The sequence below is a fragment of the Marinomonas sp. AWM4_232 genome, from assembly GCF_056158325.1.
Map to the genome: position 1 here is coordinate 2,605,707 of NZ_JBSWTA010000001.1, position 19,360 is coordinate 2,625,066.

At 46.9% G+C, this 19,360-nt stretch carries 16 protein-coding genes; 11 read left to right on the forward strand and 5 right to left on the reverse strand.

Features of this window, described 5'->3' with window-relative positions:
• Nucleotides 1-49 precede the first annotated feature (49 nt).
• Both purU and ACXAC1_RS12330 read left to right on the forward strand, forming a co-directional pair.
• Nucleotides 50-916, forward strand: coding sequence for a formyltetrahydrofolate deformylase (gene purU, locus ACXAC1_RS12325; RefSeq protein ID WP_475061746.1), 867 nt, complete (start codon nucleotides 50-52; stop codon nucleotides 914-916).
• Between the two features lie 195 nt (nucleotides 917-1,111).
• Nucleotides 1,112-2,491, forward strand: a complete 1,380-nt coding sequence (locus ACXAC1_RS12330; RefSeq protein WP_475061748.1) for an L-serine ammonia-lyase — start codon at nucleotides 1,112-1,114, stop codon at nucleotides 2,489-2,491.
• Between the two features lie 86 nt (nucleotides 2,492-2,577).
• Here the strand turns inward: ACXAC1_RS12330 and ACXAC1_RS12335 are convergent, their stop codons facing one another.
• From ACXAC1_RS12335 to ACXAC1_RS12350, 4 genes are all read right to left on the reverse strand, one after another.
• A complete protein-coding gene (locus tag ACXAC1_RS12335) occupies nucleotides 2,578-3,045 on the reverse strand; it encodes a MarR family winged helix-turn-helix transcriptional regulator (protein ID WP_133563285.1) in 468 nt (155 codons plus the stop codon).
• Between the two features lie 164 nt (nucleotides 3,046-3,209).
• Nucleotides 3,210-4,529, reverse strand: coding sequence for a TRAP transporter large permease (locus ACXAC1_RS12340; protein ID WP_475061750.1), 1,320 nt, complete (start codon nucleotides 4,527-4,529; stop codon nucleotides 3,210-3,212).
• On the reverse strand, nucleotides 4,522-5,025 hold the full coding sequence (locus ACXAC1_RS12345) for a TRAP transporter small permease (RefSeq protein WP_475061752.1): 504 nt from the start codon (nucleotides 5,023-5,025) through the stop codon (nucleotides 4,522-4,524). Before ACXAC1_RS12345 ends, ACXAC1_RS12340 begins: the two co-directional genes overlap by 8 nt.
• A 20-nt stretch (nucleotides 5,026-5,045) precedes the next feature.
• On the reverse strand, nucleotides 5,046-6,080 hold the full coding sequence (locus ACXAC1_RS12350) for a TRAP transporter substrate-binding protein (protein WP_475061754.1): 1,035 nt from the start codon (nucleotides 6,078-6,080) through the stop codon (nucleotides 5,046-5,048).
• Nucleotides 6,081-6,381: 301 nt separating this feature from the next.
• Between ACXAC1_RS12350 and ACXAC1_RS12355 the strand changes: the two genes are divergently transcribed.
• The 9 genes from ACXAC1_RS12355 (at nucleotide 6,382) to ACXAC1_RS12395 (ending at nucleotide 18,019) form a co-directional block, all read left to right on the forward strand.
• On the forward strand, nucleotides 6,382-7,947 hold the full coding sequence (locus ACXAC1_RS12355; protein ID WP_475061755.1) for an acyl CoA:acetate/3-ketoacid CoA transferase: 1,566 nt from the start codon (nucleotides 6,382-6,384) through the stop codon (nucleotides 7,945-7,947).
• A 17-nt stretch (nucleotides 7,948-7,964) separates the two neighbouring features.
• Nucleotides 7,965-9,173 carry a thiolase family protein gene (locus ACXAC1_RS12360; RefSeq protein WP_475061757.1) on the forward strand — a complete coding sequence of 403 codons (1,209 nt, stop codon included), beginning with the start codon at nucleotides 7,965-7,967 and terminating at the stop codon, nucleotides 9,171-9,173.
• Nucleotides 9,174-9,342: 169 nt separating this feature from the next.
• The gene (locus ACXAC1_RS12365) at nucleotides 9,343-10,104 is read left to right on the forward strand and encodes a crotonase/enoyl-CoA hydratase family protein (RefSeq protein ID WP_475061759.1); all 762 of its coding nucleotides are present in this window, start codon (nucleotides 9,343-9,345) and stop codon (nucleotides 10,102-10,104) included.
• Nucleotides 10,105-10,124: 20 nt separating this feature from the next.
• Complete coding sequence (locus ACXAC1_RS12370) at nucleotides 10,125-10,892, forward strand: 3-hydroxyacyl-CoA dehydrogenase (protein ID WP_475061760.1); 768 nt, start codon at nucleotides 10,125-10,127, stop codon at nucleotides 10,890-10,892.
• Nucleotides 10,893-10,899: 7 nt separating this feature from the next.
• Nucleotides 10,900-12,651, forward strand: coding sequence for an acyl-CoA dehydrogenase family protein (locus ACXAC1_RS12375; protein ID WP_475061761.1), 1,752 nt, complete (start codon nucleotides 10,900-10,902; stop codon nucleotides 12,649-12,651).
• A 65-nt stretch (nucleotides 12,652-12,716) separates the two neighbouring features.
• A complete protein-coding gene (locus tag ACXAC1_RS12380) occupies nucleotides 12,717-14,570 on the forward strand; it encodes a feruloyl-CoA synthase (RefSeq protein WP_475061763.1) in 1,854 nt (617 codons plus the stop codon).
• Nucleotides 14,571-14,658: 88 nt separating this feature from the next.
• Entirely contained in the window at nucleotides 14,659-15,408 is a 750-nt protein-coding gene (locus tag ACXAC1_RS12385; RefSeq protein ID WP_475061765.1) for an electron transfer flavoprotein subunit beta/FixA family protein, read from the forward strand.
• A complete protein-coding gene (locus tag ACXAC1_RS12390; RefSeq protein ID WP_475061767.1) occupies nucleotides 15,408-16,337 on the forward strand; it encodes an electron transfer flavoprotein subunit alpha/FixB family protein in 930 nt (309 codons plus the stop codon). Before ACXAC1_RS12385 ends, ACXAC1_RS12390 begins: the two co-directional genes overlap by 1 nt.
• Before the next feature lie 56 nt (nucleotides 16,338-16,393).
• Nucleotides 16,394-18,019, forward strand: coding sequence for an electron transfer flavoprotein-ubiquinone oxidoreductase (locus ACXAC1_RS12395; protein ID WP_475061768.1), 1,626 nt, complete (start codon nucleotides 16,394-16,396; stop codon nucleotides 18,017-18,019).
• Nucleotides 18,020-18,086: 67 nt separating this feature from the next.
• On the opposite strand, the gene ACXAC1_RS12400 is transcribed toward ACXAC1_RS12395, so the two are convergent.
• Nucleotides 18,087-19,274: an AGE family epimerase/isomerase gene (locus ACXAC1_RS12400; RefSeq protein ID WP_475061770.1), complete on the reverse strand. Its 1,188-nt coding sequence runs from the start codon at nucleotides 19,272-19,274 to the stop codon at nucleotides 18,087-18,089.
• Nucleotides 19,275-19,360: the final 86 nt, after the last annotated feature.

A 19,360-nucleotide genomic window follows, 5' to 3' on the forward strand; every position in this document is an offset into this window, starting at 1 on the left:
TACCAGCCGATTCGCCATGCGGATCGGCTTCTTCTAGAGAGAACATCCTATGAAAGCAACAACAAAACCATGGATCTTTACTGCGAACTGTCCAAGTGTGATTGGTACCGTTGATGTGGTCACTCGTTTTATGGCTGAAGCTGGGAACTACGTTGAAGAGATTCATTCGTTCGATGACCGTGAAGCGAATCGCTTTTTCATTCGAGTAGAGTTTTTCCCACAATCAGCGGATTTTACCCCAGAAGAGTTTACTGAGGAGTTTTCTGCCCGCGCTAAGCAATTCGAAATGGAGTGGGAGCTGACAGCACCGAACCATCGTCCACGTGTAGCGATTATGGTGTCTAAGTACGACCACTGTCTGAATGACTTGTTGTACCGCTACCGTACCGGACAGTTAAACATCGAAGTGCCCGTGATCATTTCCAATCACCCAGATCTAGAGTCGTTGGCACAGTGGCATAATATTCCTTACTACCATTTGCCGATTACGGCCGATACCAAGCCTGAGCAAGAGGCTAAGGTACGTGAGCTAATCGAAGAGTATAATGCTGAGCTAGTGGTGTTAGCTCGTTATATGCAGGTACTTTCATCGGAGATGTGTCAGTACTTAGATGGTCGTGCGATTAATATTCACCACTCATTGTTACCAGGCTTTAAAGGTGCTCGTCCTTATCACCAAGCATGGGAAAAGGGCGTGAAGATGGTTGGCGCAACGGCTCACTATGTGAACGATGATCTTGATGAAGGTCCAATCATCGCCCAAGGTATCCAAACAGTGGATCATGCGCATTATCCAGAAGATTTGGTCGCAAAAGGGCAAGATATCGAACGTGTAACATTGTTTAATGCGATCAAATGTCACGTTGAAAAACGTGTCTTCTTGAATGGCAAGCGAACGGTTGTTTTTGGGCGATAGATACAAACTTGGGTAGCGCTTGGCGCTATCCAACTTCTAATTTCCACTCTGCAAACCCTTCCCGTGCTCGCTCATACCAGTTTTGCTACTTGCGAAACTGAATAAGGCGTACAAATACTTGTAATTACATCAAAAAATCTGTATTTGTTTCTTATTGTTAACCTTGTTTCCAATTGGAAACTCTCTGGAGGCGTTATGTCTATCAGCGTATTTGATCTTTTTAAAATTGGCATTGGCCCTTCTAGCTCGCATACCGTGGGTCCTATGGCTGCTGCTGCCGATTTTGCCCAAACGTTGTTAGAGCGAAAACTCACGGAAGACACCGCTCGTGTATTGGTAGAGTTATATGGCTCATTAAGCGCGACTGGAAAAGGGCATGGCACAGACCATGCGGTCATCATGGGATTGATGGGCGAGCGACCACACAGCATTAACCCTGACTGTGTGACGGCGCGTATAGAAGCATTACTGAGTAGCCAGCGTTTAGTGTTGGCTCCTCAACACAACATTGAGTTCATTTGGGAGCGTGACATGCTCCTTTTAGAAGAGTCACTCCCGTACCATCCCAATGCCATGCGTCTAACGGCGTTTGATAGTGCAGGGACAAGTCTCTATCAAAATACCTATTACTCGATTGGTGGTGGTTTTGTCATTGACGAGTCAGAAGCTACCGCCGATGCGACCTTGGTGCCACAGGTCGATGTGCCTTATGACTTCAACACAGCCGTTGAATTGCTGCAAATGTGTCGAGACAACAAGCTTCGAATCAGTGAACTGATGATGGAGAACGAAAAGGTATTTCGTTCTGAGCAAGAAGTGCGTGACGGCCTGATGGATATTTGGGGGGCGATGAAAGACTGCATCGCGAATGGCCTGCATAAAGAAGGCATATTGCCTGGTGGCTTGAATGTCCGCCGTCGTGCAATGAGCCTGCATAAGTCTCTGATCCGTGCCACACGCCCCAACATTATCAGTTCTACCTTAAGTGCTATGGACTGGGTCAACTTGTACGCCCTAGCTGTTAACGAAGAGAATGCCGGTGGTGGTCGAATGGTCACAGCGCCAACTAACGGGGCGGCGGGAATCATCCCTGCGGTACTCATGTACTACATGGAGTTTGTACCAAATCCAACGGAAGAAAATGTGGTTGACTTCTTACTTGCTGCGGCAGCCATTGGTGTGCTTTGTAAGAAAAATGCCTCCATCTCAGGGGCAGAAGTAGGTTGCCAAGGGGAAGTGGGCTCTGCTTGCTCTATGGCAGCGGCAGGGCTTTGCGAAGTCATGGGCGGTACACCGCAACAGGTTGAGAATGCTGCTGAAATCGGCCTTGAGCATAACCTTGGATTAACCTGTGACCCCGTTGGTGGCTTAGTTCAAGTGCCGTGTATCGAGCGTAATGCGATTGCTGCGATGAAAGCAATCAATGCCACACAGATGGCGTTGCGTGGTGATGGCGAGCACTTTATTTCCCTAGATAAAGTGATTCGCACCATGCGTGATACGGGCAAAGATATGCAAGATAAATACAAAGAAACCTCCCGTGGAGGTTTGGCGGTAAACGCCATCGAGTGCTAATCCTCTGACAGGGATTAAAAAGCCTTGTGGCACGTTGTGCTACAAGGCTTTTCTGATTGGGCGTCAGTATAAATAGGTTGTTGGCGTTACAAAGACTTATTTGCCAAACGCTCAAGTGCGTCCAACAACCATTCTTTTTCAGAGTCGTCTTTTAGACACTTGGCCATTTCATTTTCGTAACGACTCACGCGCTCAACAGCGTTAGCAAAAAAACGGTTGCCTTCTTCGGTCATAAATAGCGCGTAGGAGCGACGGTCATTCACTGCTGGTCGGCGCTCTAGCAGATTTTTACCTTCTAGTTTATCTACTGCGGCAACCATAGCTGAGCGGTCATTACCTAATGCTTGCGCCACGGCTGTTTGCGTCAAACCTGGGTTGCGATCCACAATCGCGAGTACCGCAAACAGTCCAGGGCTAATGCCTAGATCCTCACAAACCTCACCAAATTTAGCGAAAAAGTTCATTTGGGCACGGCGCAATCGGTAACCTAGAAATTCGCCTAGTACACCAAAATCGATTTCTTGTTCGGACTTTTTGGAGCGGTCGTCTTGCATGTGTTGATTTCCTAGCATGAAAAAATTTAAGCGCAATATTGTATATCAATCTCTCAGGTTGGTGAAACTTATAACAATTGTTGATCTTATCAAGTTTTGAAAAATTGGGGCCTAATAGACCCCTTAATAAACGCGTTACAACGATTCTTAGATTTTCATTATGATTAGCCGATGGCATGGACGAGCCATAATGTGATGCCAGGGAACATAACTAACAAAGCAACACGTACGAAGTCCGATAGTAAAAATGGCACGACCCCTTTGAAACACTCTTTTAGCGGTAGTGACTGGTCAAAGGACTTAATAATGAAAATGTTCATGCCCACCGGTGGTGTAATCAGACCGACTTCCACGACGACTAGAGCAATGATTCCGAACCAAATCCCCAAGTCCGCTGTCGGAATGCCAAAATCCATCGCCATGATGATTGGGAAGTAGATCGGAATGGTCAGTAGGATCATGGCCAGACTGTCCAAGAAACATCCCATGATAAGATAAGTAATCAGCATGATCACCAAAATGGTATAGGCTGAAAGACCAGAGTTGGTCAATACCTCGACACCGATTTCTGGAAGCTTGGAAAGGGCGATAAACACGCTGAATAAGTCGGCCCCTAAGACAATGAAGAAAATCATTGCAGAGGATACGGCAGTACGAATCAAGCTGGCCAGTAACCCTTCCATTCTCATTTTGCCATGAGTAATGGCTAAGATGGCTGTTAGTACAACACCGACAGAGGCGGCTTCGGTAGGCGTGAAGATACCGAAGTAAATACCCCCTAATACGATTAAGAAGATCAAAGTGATGTGCCATACATCACGGGTTGATTTAAGCTTTTGTAGCCAAGTTGTTGCTTCACCACGAGGGCCAGAATTCGGATAAAGGCGAACATAAATGGCAATAGTGATCATGTAGCCAGCTGCAGCCAGAAAGCCTGGAATAAACGCTGCAATAAACATTTTCGAAATGTTTTGCTCTGTGAGTACAGCAAAAATAATGAGTACCATCGAAGGCGGAATCAAGATTCCTAAGGTACCACCGGCGGCCAATGCCCCTGCAGCTAAACTGCCAGAGTAATTAAGGCGGCGCATTTCAGGTAACGCCACTTTGCCCATTGTAGAAGCCGTTGCAAGAGAAGAGCCACAAATGGCACCAAACGCGGCGCAGCCAGCGACAGCAGCCATAGCAATACCGCCTTTTTGGCGACCCACCCAAGTGTTACAGGTGCGGAACAACTCAGTGGTAATACCGGATCGAGTGGCGAGTTCACCCATTAATAGAAAAAGTGGCACAACGGATAAATCGTAAGTCGAGAACTTAGCGACAGGCGCGGTACCTAGGTATTCCAATAAAGCTGGCAATCCACCAATAGCAACGTAGCCAATGGAGCCACACACCATCATGGCAAGAGCGATGGGAATTCGAATGCTCATCAGGATTAATAGAATCCCCATCATTAGAAACGCGAGCTGTACATTACTCATTCTGTTCTCCTACAGGGCTGCACATAAGTCGCTGGAGACCACATAAGGTGCAGACACTAAAACAGATCACTCCGACCACATAGACCCACCACATTGGGAGTTCTAGGATCATGGTTTGCTCATAATAGTCTTTGGATTCAAGGCCGCTTAATACCATGCGGTAGGCAAAAGCTGCGCTTACGAACGTAAAAATGAGATGACCTAATTGATCTAATAGATACAGTGTTTTTGGGCGGCAGTGTGCCGTGAACAAATCTACGATGATATGGCCTTTACGCAAATAACACTCTGGTAAGAAAAGGAACACGGCCATCGCGAGACCTACCTCGGTTAGCTCGTAGTCACCTTCTACTGATTGGCCAAAAAAAGTCCTGCCGATGATGCTGGCGACCGTAATGATCGCCAAGCACAGCATGATAAGACCCCCCAGTAGGGCAAAGCTCATCGAGACACGCTTTAACCCAACTTCAACAACATTCACAATGGATAGTTTCATGCTAAATCACCGACCAATGGTTACATTGACTCGTATTTCTTAATCAAGCTTTCCGCTTTTTCAAGTAAACGTTCTGCTTCATAATCGTCGTCATTCATGTCTTCAAGCCATTCTTCACGAACGGGTGCTAGCTTCGCTTTCCATGAGTCATATTCAGCTCCTTCAATGTAATCGAAGCTGTTGCCTTGTTTTACCGCGTAGGAACGAGCATGCTGCTCATAGTTGTCAAACAGGTTGCCGATGTGACCGGCTAGAGCGACACCAGAGTTATCGTCGATGACTTTTTGTAGATCCGCAGGCAGGTCGGCATACACGTCTTTATTCATAGCAAAGATAAAGAACTGCGTATAAAGACCACGATCGCCTTTAATTTCGGTGTGGTGTTTAACCAATTCGTAGATTTTAGTAGGAAGGACCACTTCGTAAGGCAAGACTGCCACGTCTAGTACGCCTTTTGAGATGGCGCTTGCCATTTCAGTGACAGGCATAAAAATGGTGTTGGCATCAAACTCTTTAAAACCTTCGGACATGATTTTATTTGGCGCGCGTACTTTTAAACCATCAAGGTCAGCACCAGTTTTAATCGCCTTTTCACGAGAGTGGAATGAACCTGGTGCATGAGTATGCATGGCAAGTAGATGAACGTCTTTCATTTCATCTTGCATCTCGGTTTCGGCATATTCCTGTAATGCCATAGAAGTAGCTTTAGCGGTACTCGGCATGAAAGGAAGTTCAAATACGGTTGCTTTAGGGAAGCGGCCTGGTGTGTAACCACCTACTGTCCAAGTGATGTCTGAAATGCCCTTACGAACTTGATCGAATAACTGAGGTGGCTTACCGCCAAGTTGCATAGCTGGGTACAGCTCGATATCAATGCGCCCGTTGGATTCCTTTTCCACTTTCTCAGCCCAAGGCTCTAGAAACTTGGAATGTGCCATCGACATAGGTGGCAAAAAGTGATGCAGTTTTAGGGTGAACTCTGCTTCTGCCATGGCGTTAACTGATAGTAATGTGCCCGCGATTAGCCCTAAGCTTTTGCGTCCAAGATATTTCATTTTCCACCTCACATTGTTTTTTTTATACGTGTTTTTATGGTTTTCGAGTCGACTCGATCACTGCGTCAAAGTCGATTAATACATTGTTTACATAAACTGTTTATCATTTCAACAATGTTTGTCATCAAATTTTCCTTACGCCCATCGAAAAAAAAGATAACTCATCATCTACTTTTAGATTATTTAACAATGTAAATCAAAATTATTTGTAAAATTAATTGTTGTATAGTACAACAAAAAGACTAAAACCAGTATTTCAAAATTGGTCCACCGAAACAATGCTAAAAATAGAAGGTGAATTATGAGTAAGGTGATCTCTCTCGAGCAGGCTGCTGGCCTAATTAAAGATGGTGACTCGGTCGCTTGGTCAACCATTGGTATGTCTTATTTTGCTGAGGCAGTAGCCAGTCATCTGGAGCAACGCTTTCTTACAACAGGTCAACCAAAGGGTCTTACTTTGATTCACGACTGTGGTTGTGGTGATGGTAAAGATGCAGGGATGTCGCATCTTGCCTATGAGGGGTTGGTGAAACGTCTGATTTCAGGCCATACGGGACAAGCCCCGAAAATGGCGGGCATGATCGTTGAAGATAAAATCGAAGGGTATTTGCTGCCGCAAGGTGTGCTAACTACCATGTGGCGTCAAATCGCTGGTAACAAGCCTGGTGTCATCACTAAGGTTGGTATGGGGACTTATGTGGACCCATTGCTGAGCGGTGGCAAGGTCACCTCTAAAGCAACCGATGATTTGGTGAAACGCATCGATATCGAAGGTGAAGACTGGCTACTTTATAAGAAATTCCCGCTTAATGTGGTTGTCATTCGTGCTACGACTGCAGATGAGCATGGCAACCTATCCGTTGAAGAAGAGGCACAGCTGGCGGAAATCTTGCCGATGGCACAGGCTGCGCGTAATAGTGGTGGCATTGTTATTGCGCAAGTTAAATACCTTGTCGAAGCAAAAACCATTAAACCAAAAGATGTCAAAGTGCCAGGCGTGCTGGTTGACTACGTGACGGTAGCGCCTGCTGAGCAGCACATGCAAACCATCACTACAGAGTACAATCCAAGCCTTGCAGGTAATGCTCGTATTCCTCTAAATGCCATTCCCCCCGTGCCTTTTGGCGAGCGTAAAATCATCGCTCGTCGCGCGGCGATGGAGCTTTATGACAATGCCATTGTAAACCTTGGGATTGGCATGCCAGATGGTGTGGCCTCGGTGGCAGCGGAAGAAAACGTGGCAAGCCGCTTTATGTTAACGACTGAGTTGGGGACTTACGGTGGTATTCCAGCGTCAGGTGGTGACTTTGGTGCGGCGTGGAATGCTGAGGCGATTATTGAGCATGAAGCGCAATTCGACTTCTACGACGGCGGTGGTTTGGACATTGCCTTCTTAGGTTTGGCTCAGGCGGATCAGAACGGAAATCTGAACGTTAGTAAGTTTGGCCCCAAAGTCGTCGGTCCTGGTGGCTTTATTAATATTTCGCAAACCGCTAAGAAAGTCGTGTTCTGTGGCACCTTGGTAAATGGCGCTAAGCTGTCGTTTGAAGGTGGCCAAGTGTCCGTCTTAGAAGAAGGCCGAACCCGTAAGTTTGTTGAGCAGGTGGATCATGTGACCTTTAGTGGTGAGTTTGCTCAAGCGAATAATAAGCCAGTGTTCTTTATTACCGAGCGTTGTGTGCTGGAACTACGTAAAGAAGGCGTGGTGTTGACGGAGATTGCGCCTGGCCTTGATCTTGAGAAAGACGTGTTAAGCATGATGGATTTTAAGCCTATCATTGCTGAAGACTTGAAAACCATGCCAGAGCAGATCTTCCAGGAGTCTTGGGGAGGTTTAGGTGAATTCATGGCTGGTTCTGCAAAATAACAATAAGGGTGATCTAAATGACGATGCAAAATGTAGAGATTCCATATGGTGCGTATTGGAGTACACCGTTTACAAAGTGGCAGGGTTCCTTGCAGTACCTGCATTCAATGAAATTCGCGGCCCACGTTGCAAAGCAAGAACTTGCTAAACGCTCAATAGATCCGACAGTGTTTGACTCCGGCGTACTGGGCATGACCATCAACCAGTATCAATCATTCAATGGTGCGCCTTGGCCACTATTTGATATTGGTGCCGTGCATACGCCAGGGCATGTGGTAAACCAAGTGTGTGCCACCAGTGCTCGTGGTCTATTTGCGGCGGCATCTGAAGTGATGTGTGGTATGGCCAGTGTGTCGCTATTGATGGCGGCTGATCGTTGTTCCAATGGCCCACATATTTTCTATCCGAATCCGCAAGGTATTGGTGGGGCGGGGCAGTCAGAAGATCAAGTGTTTTACAACATGATGAATGACCCGATGGGTGGTCATTCTATGATGCAAACTGGTGAGAACGTGGCCAAGCGTTTTGACATCACTCGTGAAGAATTGGACGCTGTTGCCCTACGTCGATACGAACAGTATCAAGAAGCTCTAAAAGACGAGCAAGCCTTCCAAAAACGTTACATGACACTACCTCTGTCTGTGCCAACGCCTAATTTCAAAAAAGAAGCGTGTGTGGTAACCGGGGACGAGGGGGTATTCCCAACCACAGCCGAAGGCTTGGCAAAGCTAAAACCAGTAATGGAAGGGGGAGTGATCACCTTTGGTAATCAGACGCATCCTGCGGATGGTAATGCGGCCATCATTGTTTGTCACAGTGACAAGGCGCAGGCGTTATCTACCAATAGCTCGATCAAAGTAGAGGTATTGGGCTTTGGGCAAGCGCGAGACGATTTGGCCTATATGCCAGCGGCACCAATTGAGGCGGCTAAGCGTGCTTTACACATGGCGGGCATTAGCATTGAGCAAGTTGATGCCATTAAAACCCATAACCCCTTTGCCGTGAATGATGTGGCATTAGCGAAAGCTTTGAATATTGATGTGATGCAGATGAACAATTTTGGCTGCTCGCTGATTTGGGGGCATCCACAAGGGCCAACGGGCTTACGTGCCATGATAGAAATGATTGAAGAGCTTGCCCTGCGAGGCGGTGGTTATGGCTTATTTACCGGCTGTGCAGCGGGTGATACAGGCATGGCAACCGTGATCCGAGTAACGGATCGATAGTACTTAGTACGCTCCATATTTAGCCACACACGTGTGTGGTTTTTTTTTGAGAAAAATATAAATAGTTGTGTTTGACATTTGTTTAGTAATACAACTATTATGGATTTAACAATTAATTCACGCTAAATAAGGCGCCTCAGCCATAAGCATAAAAACAAGAGGTAAGCGAATGACAACTTATCAATTTATCGAATTCTCAGTAGAGAATGGCATCGGTCATCTCCGATTAAATCGACCTGAAAAAAAGAACGCGATCAATGATTCACTTTGTTTAGAAATTGAACATGCGTTTATTAACCTTCCTGATGACGTCAACGTTATTGTCTTCTCTGGCGCTGGCCCTGAGTTCTGCGCTGGACTAGACCTTGCTGAACATAAAGCTCGCGAACCATTCGAAGTCGTTAAGCACTCCAATATGTGGCATCGCGTGTTTGGTCATATTCAAAACTCTGGCATCCCTGTGATTGCGGCCATGCAAGGTGCGGTCATCGGCGGTGGTTTGGAGCTGGCGATCTGTGCACACATTCGTGTCACAGAAAAGGGGACTTTTTACCGCCTACCAGAAGGCCGTCATGGCATCTTCGTTGGAGGTGGCGCATCAGTAAACGTGGCTCGTGTGATCGGCACTAGCCGTATGACTGAGATGATGTTGACGGGGCGTGATGTGGACGCGGAAGAAGGTTACCGCATTGGCTTAGGTCATTACGTGGTGGAAAACGGTGCATCGTTGGATAAAGCCATGGAACTTGCGGCGAGCATCGCGAAAAACTCGAAGTACTCAAACTGGGCAATGACCACAGGTCTAGCACACATCAGCAACATGGCCGCTGATGATGGTTTGTACACCGAATCGCTTATTTGCGGCATCACGCAAACCAGTGATGAAGTGAAAGCACGTATCGAGTCCTTCCTAAACCGTAAGAAAAAATAAGTCAGTACAGGAGTTTAATCATGCAAGTTCAAGGTCGTCACTTTGTTGTTACAGGTTCCGCGTCCGGTATTGGTGAAGCGGTTGCACGTCGTCTACATGGTTTAGGCGCAAGCGTTTCATTAGCGGACCTAAACGAAGAAGGTCTAAAGCGCGTCGCTGAAAGCTTAGGTGAGCGGGTACAGTTCGCGGTGACTGACATTTCTGATGAGGCATCGGTGCAAGCGTCTTTGGATCAAGCGGTTGCCACGTTTGGTGAAATCAATGGTTTGGTGAACTGCGCGGGTATTCCTGGCGCTGAGCGTGTTGTCGGTCGAGAAGGCCCTCATTCGCTAGCGGGTTTTGAGCGTGCACTGCGTGTGAACCTACTTGGAACGTTTAACATGATTCGCCTAGCTGCCGACAAAATGCAGCACAACGAACCGCAATCGACTACTGAGCGTGGCGTGATCATTAACACCGCATCAGTTGCGGCCTTTGATGGTCAAATTGGCCAGGCGGCTTATTCCGCATCAAAAGGCGGCGTGACGGCGATGACGCTACCGATCGCCCGTGAACTTGCACGCTTTGGTATTCGTGTGATGACCATTGCTCCAGGTATTTTCAAAACACCAATGATGGATGTGTTACCAGAAGAAGTGCAGCAGTCATTAGGTGCAGCGGTGCCATTTCCGCCACGTTTGGGCGATCCAGATGAGTTCGCCATGTTGGCACAGCAAATCATTGAGAACTGTATGTTAAACGGTGAAGTCATTCGTCTGGATGGCGCAATCCGTATGGCGGCAAAATAGGAGATCGATGATGAGCTACCAAGCCCCATACAAAGACATGCAATGGTTAGTTGAACAAGCCTATCAAACTCAACAACTTGGTAACCTTGAATCCTTACAAGACTTCGACCTGGATCTTGCAAACGCCATCATTGATGAGGCAAACAAGTTTGCGAGTGGCGTACTCGCTCCTCTCAACATAGTGGGTGACGTTGAAGGCTGTACATTCTCTGATGGTCAAGTAACCACGCCAACAGGCTGGAAAGACGCCTATGCGCAATTCCGTGATTCTGGTTGGATCGGGTTAGCACTACCCGAAGAATACGGTGGTCAAGGTTTGCCGAAGTACATTGCTCAGCCAGTGAACGAAATGTGGTTGTCGAGCAACCTAGCATTTGTCATGTTTGCGGCATTGGCGCAGGGTGGCTCAGAGATCCTACTGAAGTTTGGCTCTGATGAACTCAAAGCGCGTTATTTAACGCAAATTGTCACGGGTGAATGGACGGTAGCGATGGCGCTGACTGAACCCAATGCTGGCTCTGATTTAGGCGCGCTGACAACCAAAGCGATCCCTCAAACGGATGGCACTTACCAGATCAAAGGTCAAAAAATCTACATCACCTACGGTGAGCACGATATGGCCGAGAACATCGTCCATTTAGTATTAGCTCGTACGCCTGATGCCCCTGCAGGGAGCCGAGGCCTTTCTTTATTTGCGGTACCTAAATACCGAGTTAATGAAGACGGTTCTTGTGGTGAATTTAACGATATCCGTTGTACGGGGATCGAGCACAAAACTGGCCTTCACGGTAGCCCAACGTGTTCGATCAGTTACGGCGATAACGATAATTGTGTCGGTGAATTAATTGGCAACCTAAACCAAGGTCTGATGGCGATGTTCGTGTTGATGAACGAAGCTCGCTTAAGTTGTGGTATGCAAGGTGTTGGGCTAAGTGAATTGGCGCTTCAGAAAGCTCTGCAATATTCGCAAGAACGTGTGCAAGGTGCGGGATCTAATGGTCAACGCGTTGCGCTTATTGAGCACCCTGATGTGAAACGCATGCTTCTTAATCTTCGTTCGGAAAGCTTTGCCCTGCGTTCATTGGGTTATCAAATCGCTGCTTTGATTGATGTAGCCGAGCAATCCAAGGATGCTGAAACTGCACAAGCAGCGGAAAATCGCATTGCCTTACTAACGCCTATCTTTAAAGGTTTTGCTACGGAGCAAGTCAATGAATTAGCGGGCGACGCCATTCAAGTTTATGGTGGGATGGGGTTTATAGAAGAAACGGGCATCGCACAAGTGATGCGCGATGCCCGCATCACAACCATCTACGAAGGTACAACAGGTATCCAAGCGAAAGATTTATTACACCGCAAGATTCGTATGGACCAAGGTCGCTGTATCAGTGATCTGATAGCTGATATGCGAGACGTTGTTGAAAGTAATCCCGATAGTGTTATTAACCTGCGCTTAGGGCAAGCATTAAATCAATTTGCACATGTATTGGATAGCAAAGTACTCAATCCAAGTGCCGACTTAGCTCAATTAGACGCCGTAGCTGTACCATTATTAAATGCTTTAGGGGGAATCTGCTGTGCTTGGCAATTGGCTAAATTAGCGCAGCAAGCACAAGCAAGCAAAGCTCAGGATGAGGTTTTCTTTAGCAATGTCGTAGCGCTGGCGGAGTTTTACAGCGCTTACAAGCTGCCTCATGCTCAAGCGGCTTTGACGACTGTTCTAGAGGAGCAAAATGGCGTCGGAAACTATGAATTTTAGTTCCTAATAAATAGGGACATAACCTTCTTTGAACGAACAAAAATAAAAAGTTTCAGGAGAATAAAATGACCAGCGAATTCCATCCAATTAAGGTGGTGAGTCACTCTGTTGCGATCGAGAAACGGGATAACGGAGAACAGATTGTTCAATGTAAAACACCTCTTGCAGAATATGCTCGTTGTTTGACCGATCGTCTTGTTCATTGGGCAGAGGAAACGCCTAATACAGTGTTCATTGCACAACGAGACGATAGTGGCGAATGGGAACGTTATACCTACGCTGAAGCGCTGACTAAAGTTCGCCAACTCGCATCATGGCTATTAGAGCAGCCGGTTTCCCCAGAGCGTCCTATTGCCTTTTTATCGGGTAACAGTTTAGAGCATTTGATGTTAGCCATGGCGGGGTACTACATTGGCGTGCCTCATGCCCCGATTTCACCGGCCTACTCGTTGGTTGCCACTGACTACGCCAAGTTAAAGCACGTTGTTGAGCTACTGACACCTGGCCTGATAGTAGTGGATAAACTGGCTCCGTATGAAAAAGCGATTAAAGCCGTGGCGGGCGCCGATATCCCTGTGGCGGTGATGTATGGCGATACGAATGCAGAGCAGATTGAAAATCCTACTGTTTCCTTTGCATCGTTTTGGGAACATGAAATCGTCTCTGGGATTGAACAATGTAATGCTGAAGTCACAGGGGATACCGTTGCTAAAATACTGTTTACTTCTGGTACAACCGGTATGCCAAAAGGCGTCGTGAACACCCACAAGATGCTTTGTGCGAATGCGGTGATGATCCGTGACACCATGGCTTTCCTTTCGGAAGAACCGCCTGTGATGGTGGATTGGTTACCTTGGAATCATACCTTTGGCGGCAATCATAATGTCAGCATTGCATTGTACAATGGCGGCTCTTTCTACCTTGATGACGGTAAGCCAACCGAAGCACACTTTCATAAAACATTGAACAATCTCGCTGAGATTTCTCCGACAGTGTATTTCAACGTGCCCAAAGGCTTTGAGCTGCTGGTTAAGAAACTTAAACAAGACGATGAGCTGGCTCGTAAATTCTTTTCACGACTTCAGTTTATGTTTTTTGCCGCCGCGGGCATGGCGCAGCATATTTGGGATGACATTGATGCGTTAGCCATTCAGTACACTGGCAAGAAAATCCCGATGCTGACAGGGCTTGGTGCGACTGAGACAGCGCCATCGGTGACCTTTGCTTCCATTGAAGAGAGCGCATCAGGCGTGATTGGAAAGCCAGCGCCTGGCGTGACCCTGAAGTTAGTTCCCAATGAAGGCAAGTTAGAAGCCCGTGTAAAAGCTGTAACCGTGATGCCTGGCTATTGGCGCCAACCTGAATTAACCGCCAAATCGTTTGATGAAGAAGGCTTTTATTGTCTGGGTGATGCCTTCGCTTATTTGGATGAGAGCAATCCTGATCGTGGTTTCAGATTCGATGGACGCGTATCAGAAGACTTCAAATTAGACAGTGGCACTTGGGTCAGTGCTGGAACGCTTCGTGCGAAGTTTATCAGTGCCTTTGCGCCATGGGTTCAGGACATTGTTTTATGCGGAACTAATCGCGCTGACATAACTGGTTTAGTGTTTCCAGACTTGGCCCAGTGCCGCGCCCTGATTGGTGAGGAATCCGCGCACCTATCTGATGAAAAAGTCGTTCATCATCCGAAAGTTCGAACTATATTTCTAGAGAAGCTGAAAGCATTTGCTGCTCAGGGAACGGGCAGCTCAACTGTAGTCGCACGAATTCTTTTGCAGCATGAAGCGCCTTGTTTGGATGCACATGAGGTCACAGATAAAGGCTCGTTAAATCAAAGAAATGTTCAGGAACATCGTGCTGATCAAGTGGCTGAACTTTATCAAGAGCCTCATTCTGTCAGTGTAATTAGCGTTTAATGTTATTGAAGAATGCCAGTATAGAAGCGACTCTTAAACGGTAGTTGGCGTTTATTGTTATAAGAAAAAGTATATCTAGGTGACAATTATGAAAGTATTAGTCGGTGTCAAACGCGTCATTGATTACAACGTGAAAGTGCGCGTCAAATCAGATAACACAGACGTGGATTTAAGTAATACCAAAATGGCGATCAATCCATTTTGTGAAATCGCAGTAGAAGAGGCCATCCGTTTAAAAGAGGCGGGTATCGCAACCGAAGTCATCGCGGTTAGTGTGGGCTCCAGTGCGAGTCAAGAGCAGTTGCGTACTGCCATGGCATTAGGTGCGGATCGCGCTATTTTAGTCGAAACAGAAGACACAGCAGAGCCACTAACAGTTGCTAAAACTTTTGCCAAATTGATGGCAGACGAAGGGGCTGAATTGGTCATTTTAGGCAAGCAGTCCATTGATTCAGACAACAACCAAGTCGGTCAAATGTTAGCAGCACTGACAAAACGCCCACAGGGTACGTTTGCTTCAAACGTGTCTGTTGACGCTGGACATGTGGCAGTCACTCGAGAAATTGATGGGGGACTGCGTACGGTTAAGTTAGCGCTACCAGCCATCGTGACGACCGATTTACGTCTGAATGAACCTCGTTTTGCCAAGTTGCCAGACATTATGAAGGCAAAGCGCAAGCCGCTTGAGACGAAAACGTTTGCGGATTTGGGTGTGGAAGTAAAACAACACATTCAGCTTGATAAGGTGGAAGCACCTGCTGCGCGCCAAGGTGGTGTGAAAGTGGGTTCCGTAGATGAGCTTATCCAGAAATTGAAAGACGAAGCGAAGGTGATTTAATGGCTACTTTACTTATTGCAGAACACAACGGTACAGAATTGGCTCCTGCAACGCTAAGTGCTTTGACGGCTGCGCAGCAGGTTGGTTCGGACATTACTGTATTAGTGGCTGGCGCGAATGTTAAAGCGGTTGCGGATGAAGTAGCTCAGTGTTCGGGTGTGAGCAAAGTGCTGCTCGCTGAAGGTGACAGCCTTGCTTACGATTTAGCTGAGAACTTGAGTGAATTGATTCTATCTGTGGCAGGCGATTACTCGCATATCATGGCGCCATCTAACTCTGTTAGCAAAGATGCGATGCCACGGGTTGCAGCCTTGTTAGATGTTGGACAGCTATCGGACATCACCGCGGTATTAAGCGACGCACAATTTCAGCGCCCAATCTATGCTGGTAATGCCATTGCCACCGTTACTTCTAACGATGCTGTGAAAGTCATCACAGTACGTGCGGCAGCATTTGATAAAGCCGCAGCGACAGGTGGTTCGGCTGCAGTGGAAACATTGGCTGCGCCTGCTGACAGCGGACTATCAAGCTGGGTAAACGACGAACTAACGCAATCTGAACGTCCTGAATTGACCGCTGCAGAGCGTATTGTATCCGGTGGTCGAGGTGTGGGAAGTGGTGAGAACTTTGCACTGCTTGAAGCCTTGGCAGATAAGTTGGGCGCGGCCGTGGGGGCTTCCCGTGCGGCAGTGGACTCTGGCTTTGTACCAAACGATATGCAGGTGGGACAAACTGGTAAGATCGTCGCACCAAGCCTTTACATGGCCTTCGGTATTTCAGGTGCAATCCAGCATTTGGCCGGTATGAAAGACTCGAAAGTCATCGTAGCTGTCAACAAAGATGAAGAAGCGCCGATTTTCCAAGTGGCTGATTACGGTTTAGTGGGTGACCTGTTTGATGTGTTACCTGAGCTAACCGAAAAATTGTAAGTCACTTGTCATTAGAAACTTAAGCGCTAAATAAAAAGAATAAGAGGAGTGCAATTATGCGTGAATCGATGGAGTTTGATGTTGTCATCGTGGGCGCAGGTCCTTCTGGTCTGTCGACCGCCATTCGTTTGAAGCAACTTAATGCTGACCTAAATGTATGTGTGCTTGAAAAAGGGTCAGAGGTCGGTGCGCACATATTATCCGGTGCCGTGCTAGAGCCTCGTGCCTTGAACGAGCTATTCGACAACTGGCAGGAGTTGGGTGCTCCTCTTAACACCCCTGTGACCAAAGACGAAGTTTACCTATTAAAAGATGGTGAACTGAGTAAAGAGTTACCCCATGCATTGGTTCCCAACACAATGAAGAATGATGGCAACTACATTGTTAGTGTTGGCAACTTATGTCGTTGGTTAGCAGAGCAGGCCGAAGGTTTGGGCGTGGAAATATTCCCAGGCTTTGCAGCAGCAGAGATTTTGTATCATGAAGATGGTCGCGTGAAAGGCGTTGCCACAGGTGATATGGGGGTATCAGCTTCCGGTGAGCAACTCGCAACCTATATGGAAGGTATGGAGCTGCATGCCCAGTACACGGTCTTTTCGGAAGGTTGTCGAGGACACTTAGGCAAGCAGTTAATCAGCAAATTTAACCTTGATGCCGCGGCAGACCCACAGCACTATGCCCTAGGCATCAAAGAGCTGTGGCAAATTGATCCTGCTAAACATCAACCTGGACTTGTACTGCATGGTGCTGGCTGGCCTCTTGAAGAAGCCAGTGGTGGTTTCTTCTTATACCACACGGACAATCATCAGGTGGTGGTAGGGTTGATTGTTGATCTGAATTATAGCAACCCTTGGATGAGCCCTTATGAAGAATTCCAACGTTTAAAACATCATCCGGTGCTTAAGCAGTATCTAGAAGGTGGCGAACGAGTGTCTTATGGTGCTCGTGCGATTGCTAAAGGTGGTTGGAATGCCCTGCCGACAATGACTATGCCGGGGGCTTTGTTGGTAGGTTGTGATGCTGGTACCTTAAATGTGGCCAAAATCAAAGGCACACATACCGCCATGAAGTCAGGCATGGTTGCCGCAGAAGCGATTAATAAGGTGTTAGCAGACACTAGTTTATCGATTGGCGACACATTTAACGCTCTGTTTGACGATTCATGGCTAAAGCAAGAGCTATACAGCACGCGCAATTTTGCGCCAGCTATGCATAAGTTCGGTACTTTCTGGGGTGGAGCATTTAACTTCGTTGATCAGAATTTATTGGGCGGTAATATGCCGATCACGCTTCATGATACGTCTCTTGATCATGCGCAATTGCAAAATATCGCCAGTGCTAAAAAGATCGATTATCCAAAACCTGATGGCAAACTAAGCTTTGATCGTCTTTCATCTGTATTTTTATCTAATACCAACCATGAAGAAGATCAGCCTTGTCATTTAACGCTTGCAGACGACAGCATCCCAACAGGCAGTAACCTAAGTCAGTTTGCTGAGCCAGCACAACGTTATTGTCCTGCTGGTGTATACGAGATCGTAGAGAAAGAAGCAGGTCCATCATTACAAATCAATGCGCAAAACTGTCTGCATTGTAAGACCTGTGACATTAAAGACCCAGCGCAGAATATTACTTGGGTAACACCCGAGGGAACGGGGGGGCCTAATTACCCAAATATGTAATAAATTTCCGTAAGAGTAGTGTGATCCCGCTTGATACAGCCAGCTTCCGCTGGCTGCTTTTTTCTATTCAGTTAGACACATCTGACATATTGTCCATAACATCCCAACAAGCACCGAGCGTATGGTAGTCCACTTTCCCCATTGGCGATTTCTCTTTGGTGATTTTATCGCCATTACGCGCCACAATGCGGAACCATGCACCGTGAGTATGATCGATCAAATGGTCCCAACTGTATTGCCAAAGTGTTTGGTACCAGTCGAGATAGGTTTGCTCACCAGTCACTTTGTATAAACGGTAAGCCGCTGCAATTGCCTCTGCTTGGACCCAGAAGTATTTCTGAGCATCGGCAAATTCGTAGGTTTTCGGTGCGAAGCCATAGACTAAACCTCCGTGCTCTTTGTCCCAGCCGTATTTAACCGCTTGATCAAACAGACTTTTAGCGCGTTCAACATACCATGACTCAGGGCTCAATTGGTGTAATTGCAGTAGCAGTTTGGTCCACTCCACTTGATGGCCTGGTTGAAACCCCCATGGCTTAAACAAGTCGTCCGGCTTATCAATGTTATATTGCCAGTTCGGTTGCCAATCTTGATGGTAGTGTTCCCAAATCATGCCGCCGGCTAGGTCACATAATTCTCCAGCAAACTTTTGCGCAAGGCGTTTAGCGCGTTCTAAGAAACGTTGATCGCCAATGGCTTTATAGGCCGCGATAAAAGCTTCGCACATATGCATATTGGCATTTTGACCGCGGTATGGGTCAAGAGTCGTAAGCTCCCCCGAGCGCTCGTCTGCATAGGCGTTGTGATCAGGTTGATAGAAGTTGTCATCTAGCCATGAATACAGGTCTGAAAGCTTATTTTTTGCATCGACGATACCAGCCATATGGGCATGCGCATAAGCCAACACCACAAATGCATGACCATAGGCCATAGCGGTTTTGTCGATGGTATCGCCTAGCATCCAAGCATAGTGATTTGAGTTCGCTAGATAATGCTCTTGCTCTATAAAGGCTAAACCATCTCGAGCCCAATCCGCATAATGATCTCCGTAACCACGACGGTAGGCTTCAGAATAATTGAATACAAAGCGTGTGGACGACACCAAGTGACGGGTGTTAGGGTCAAATACTTGACCATCGTCGAGAAAATTCTGAAAGAAGCCACCCGCAGGGTCTTTCACGACCGGTTCGTAGAACGCCAATATGTCTTTTGTGTGAGAGAATAAAAAGTCGTGAGAGGAATAATCCATTGTCATGGTTATACTTCCTTAAATAAATTGTGTATTTTTGTTGTAAGGAACTACTATGGAATTTGACAGTATAAACTGTCGCACAGGGTTTC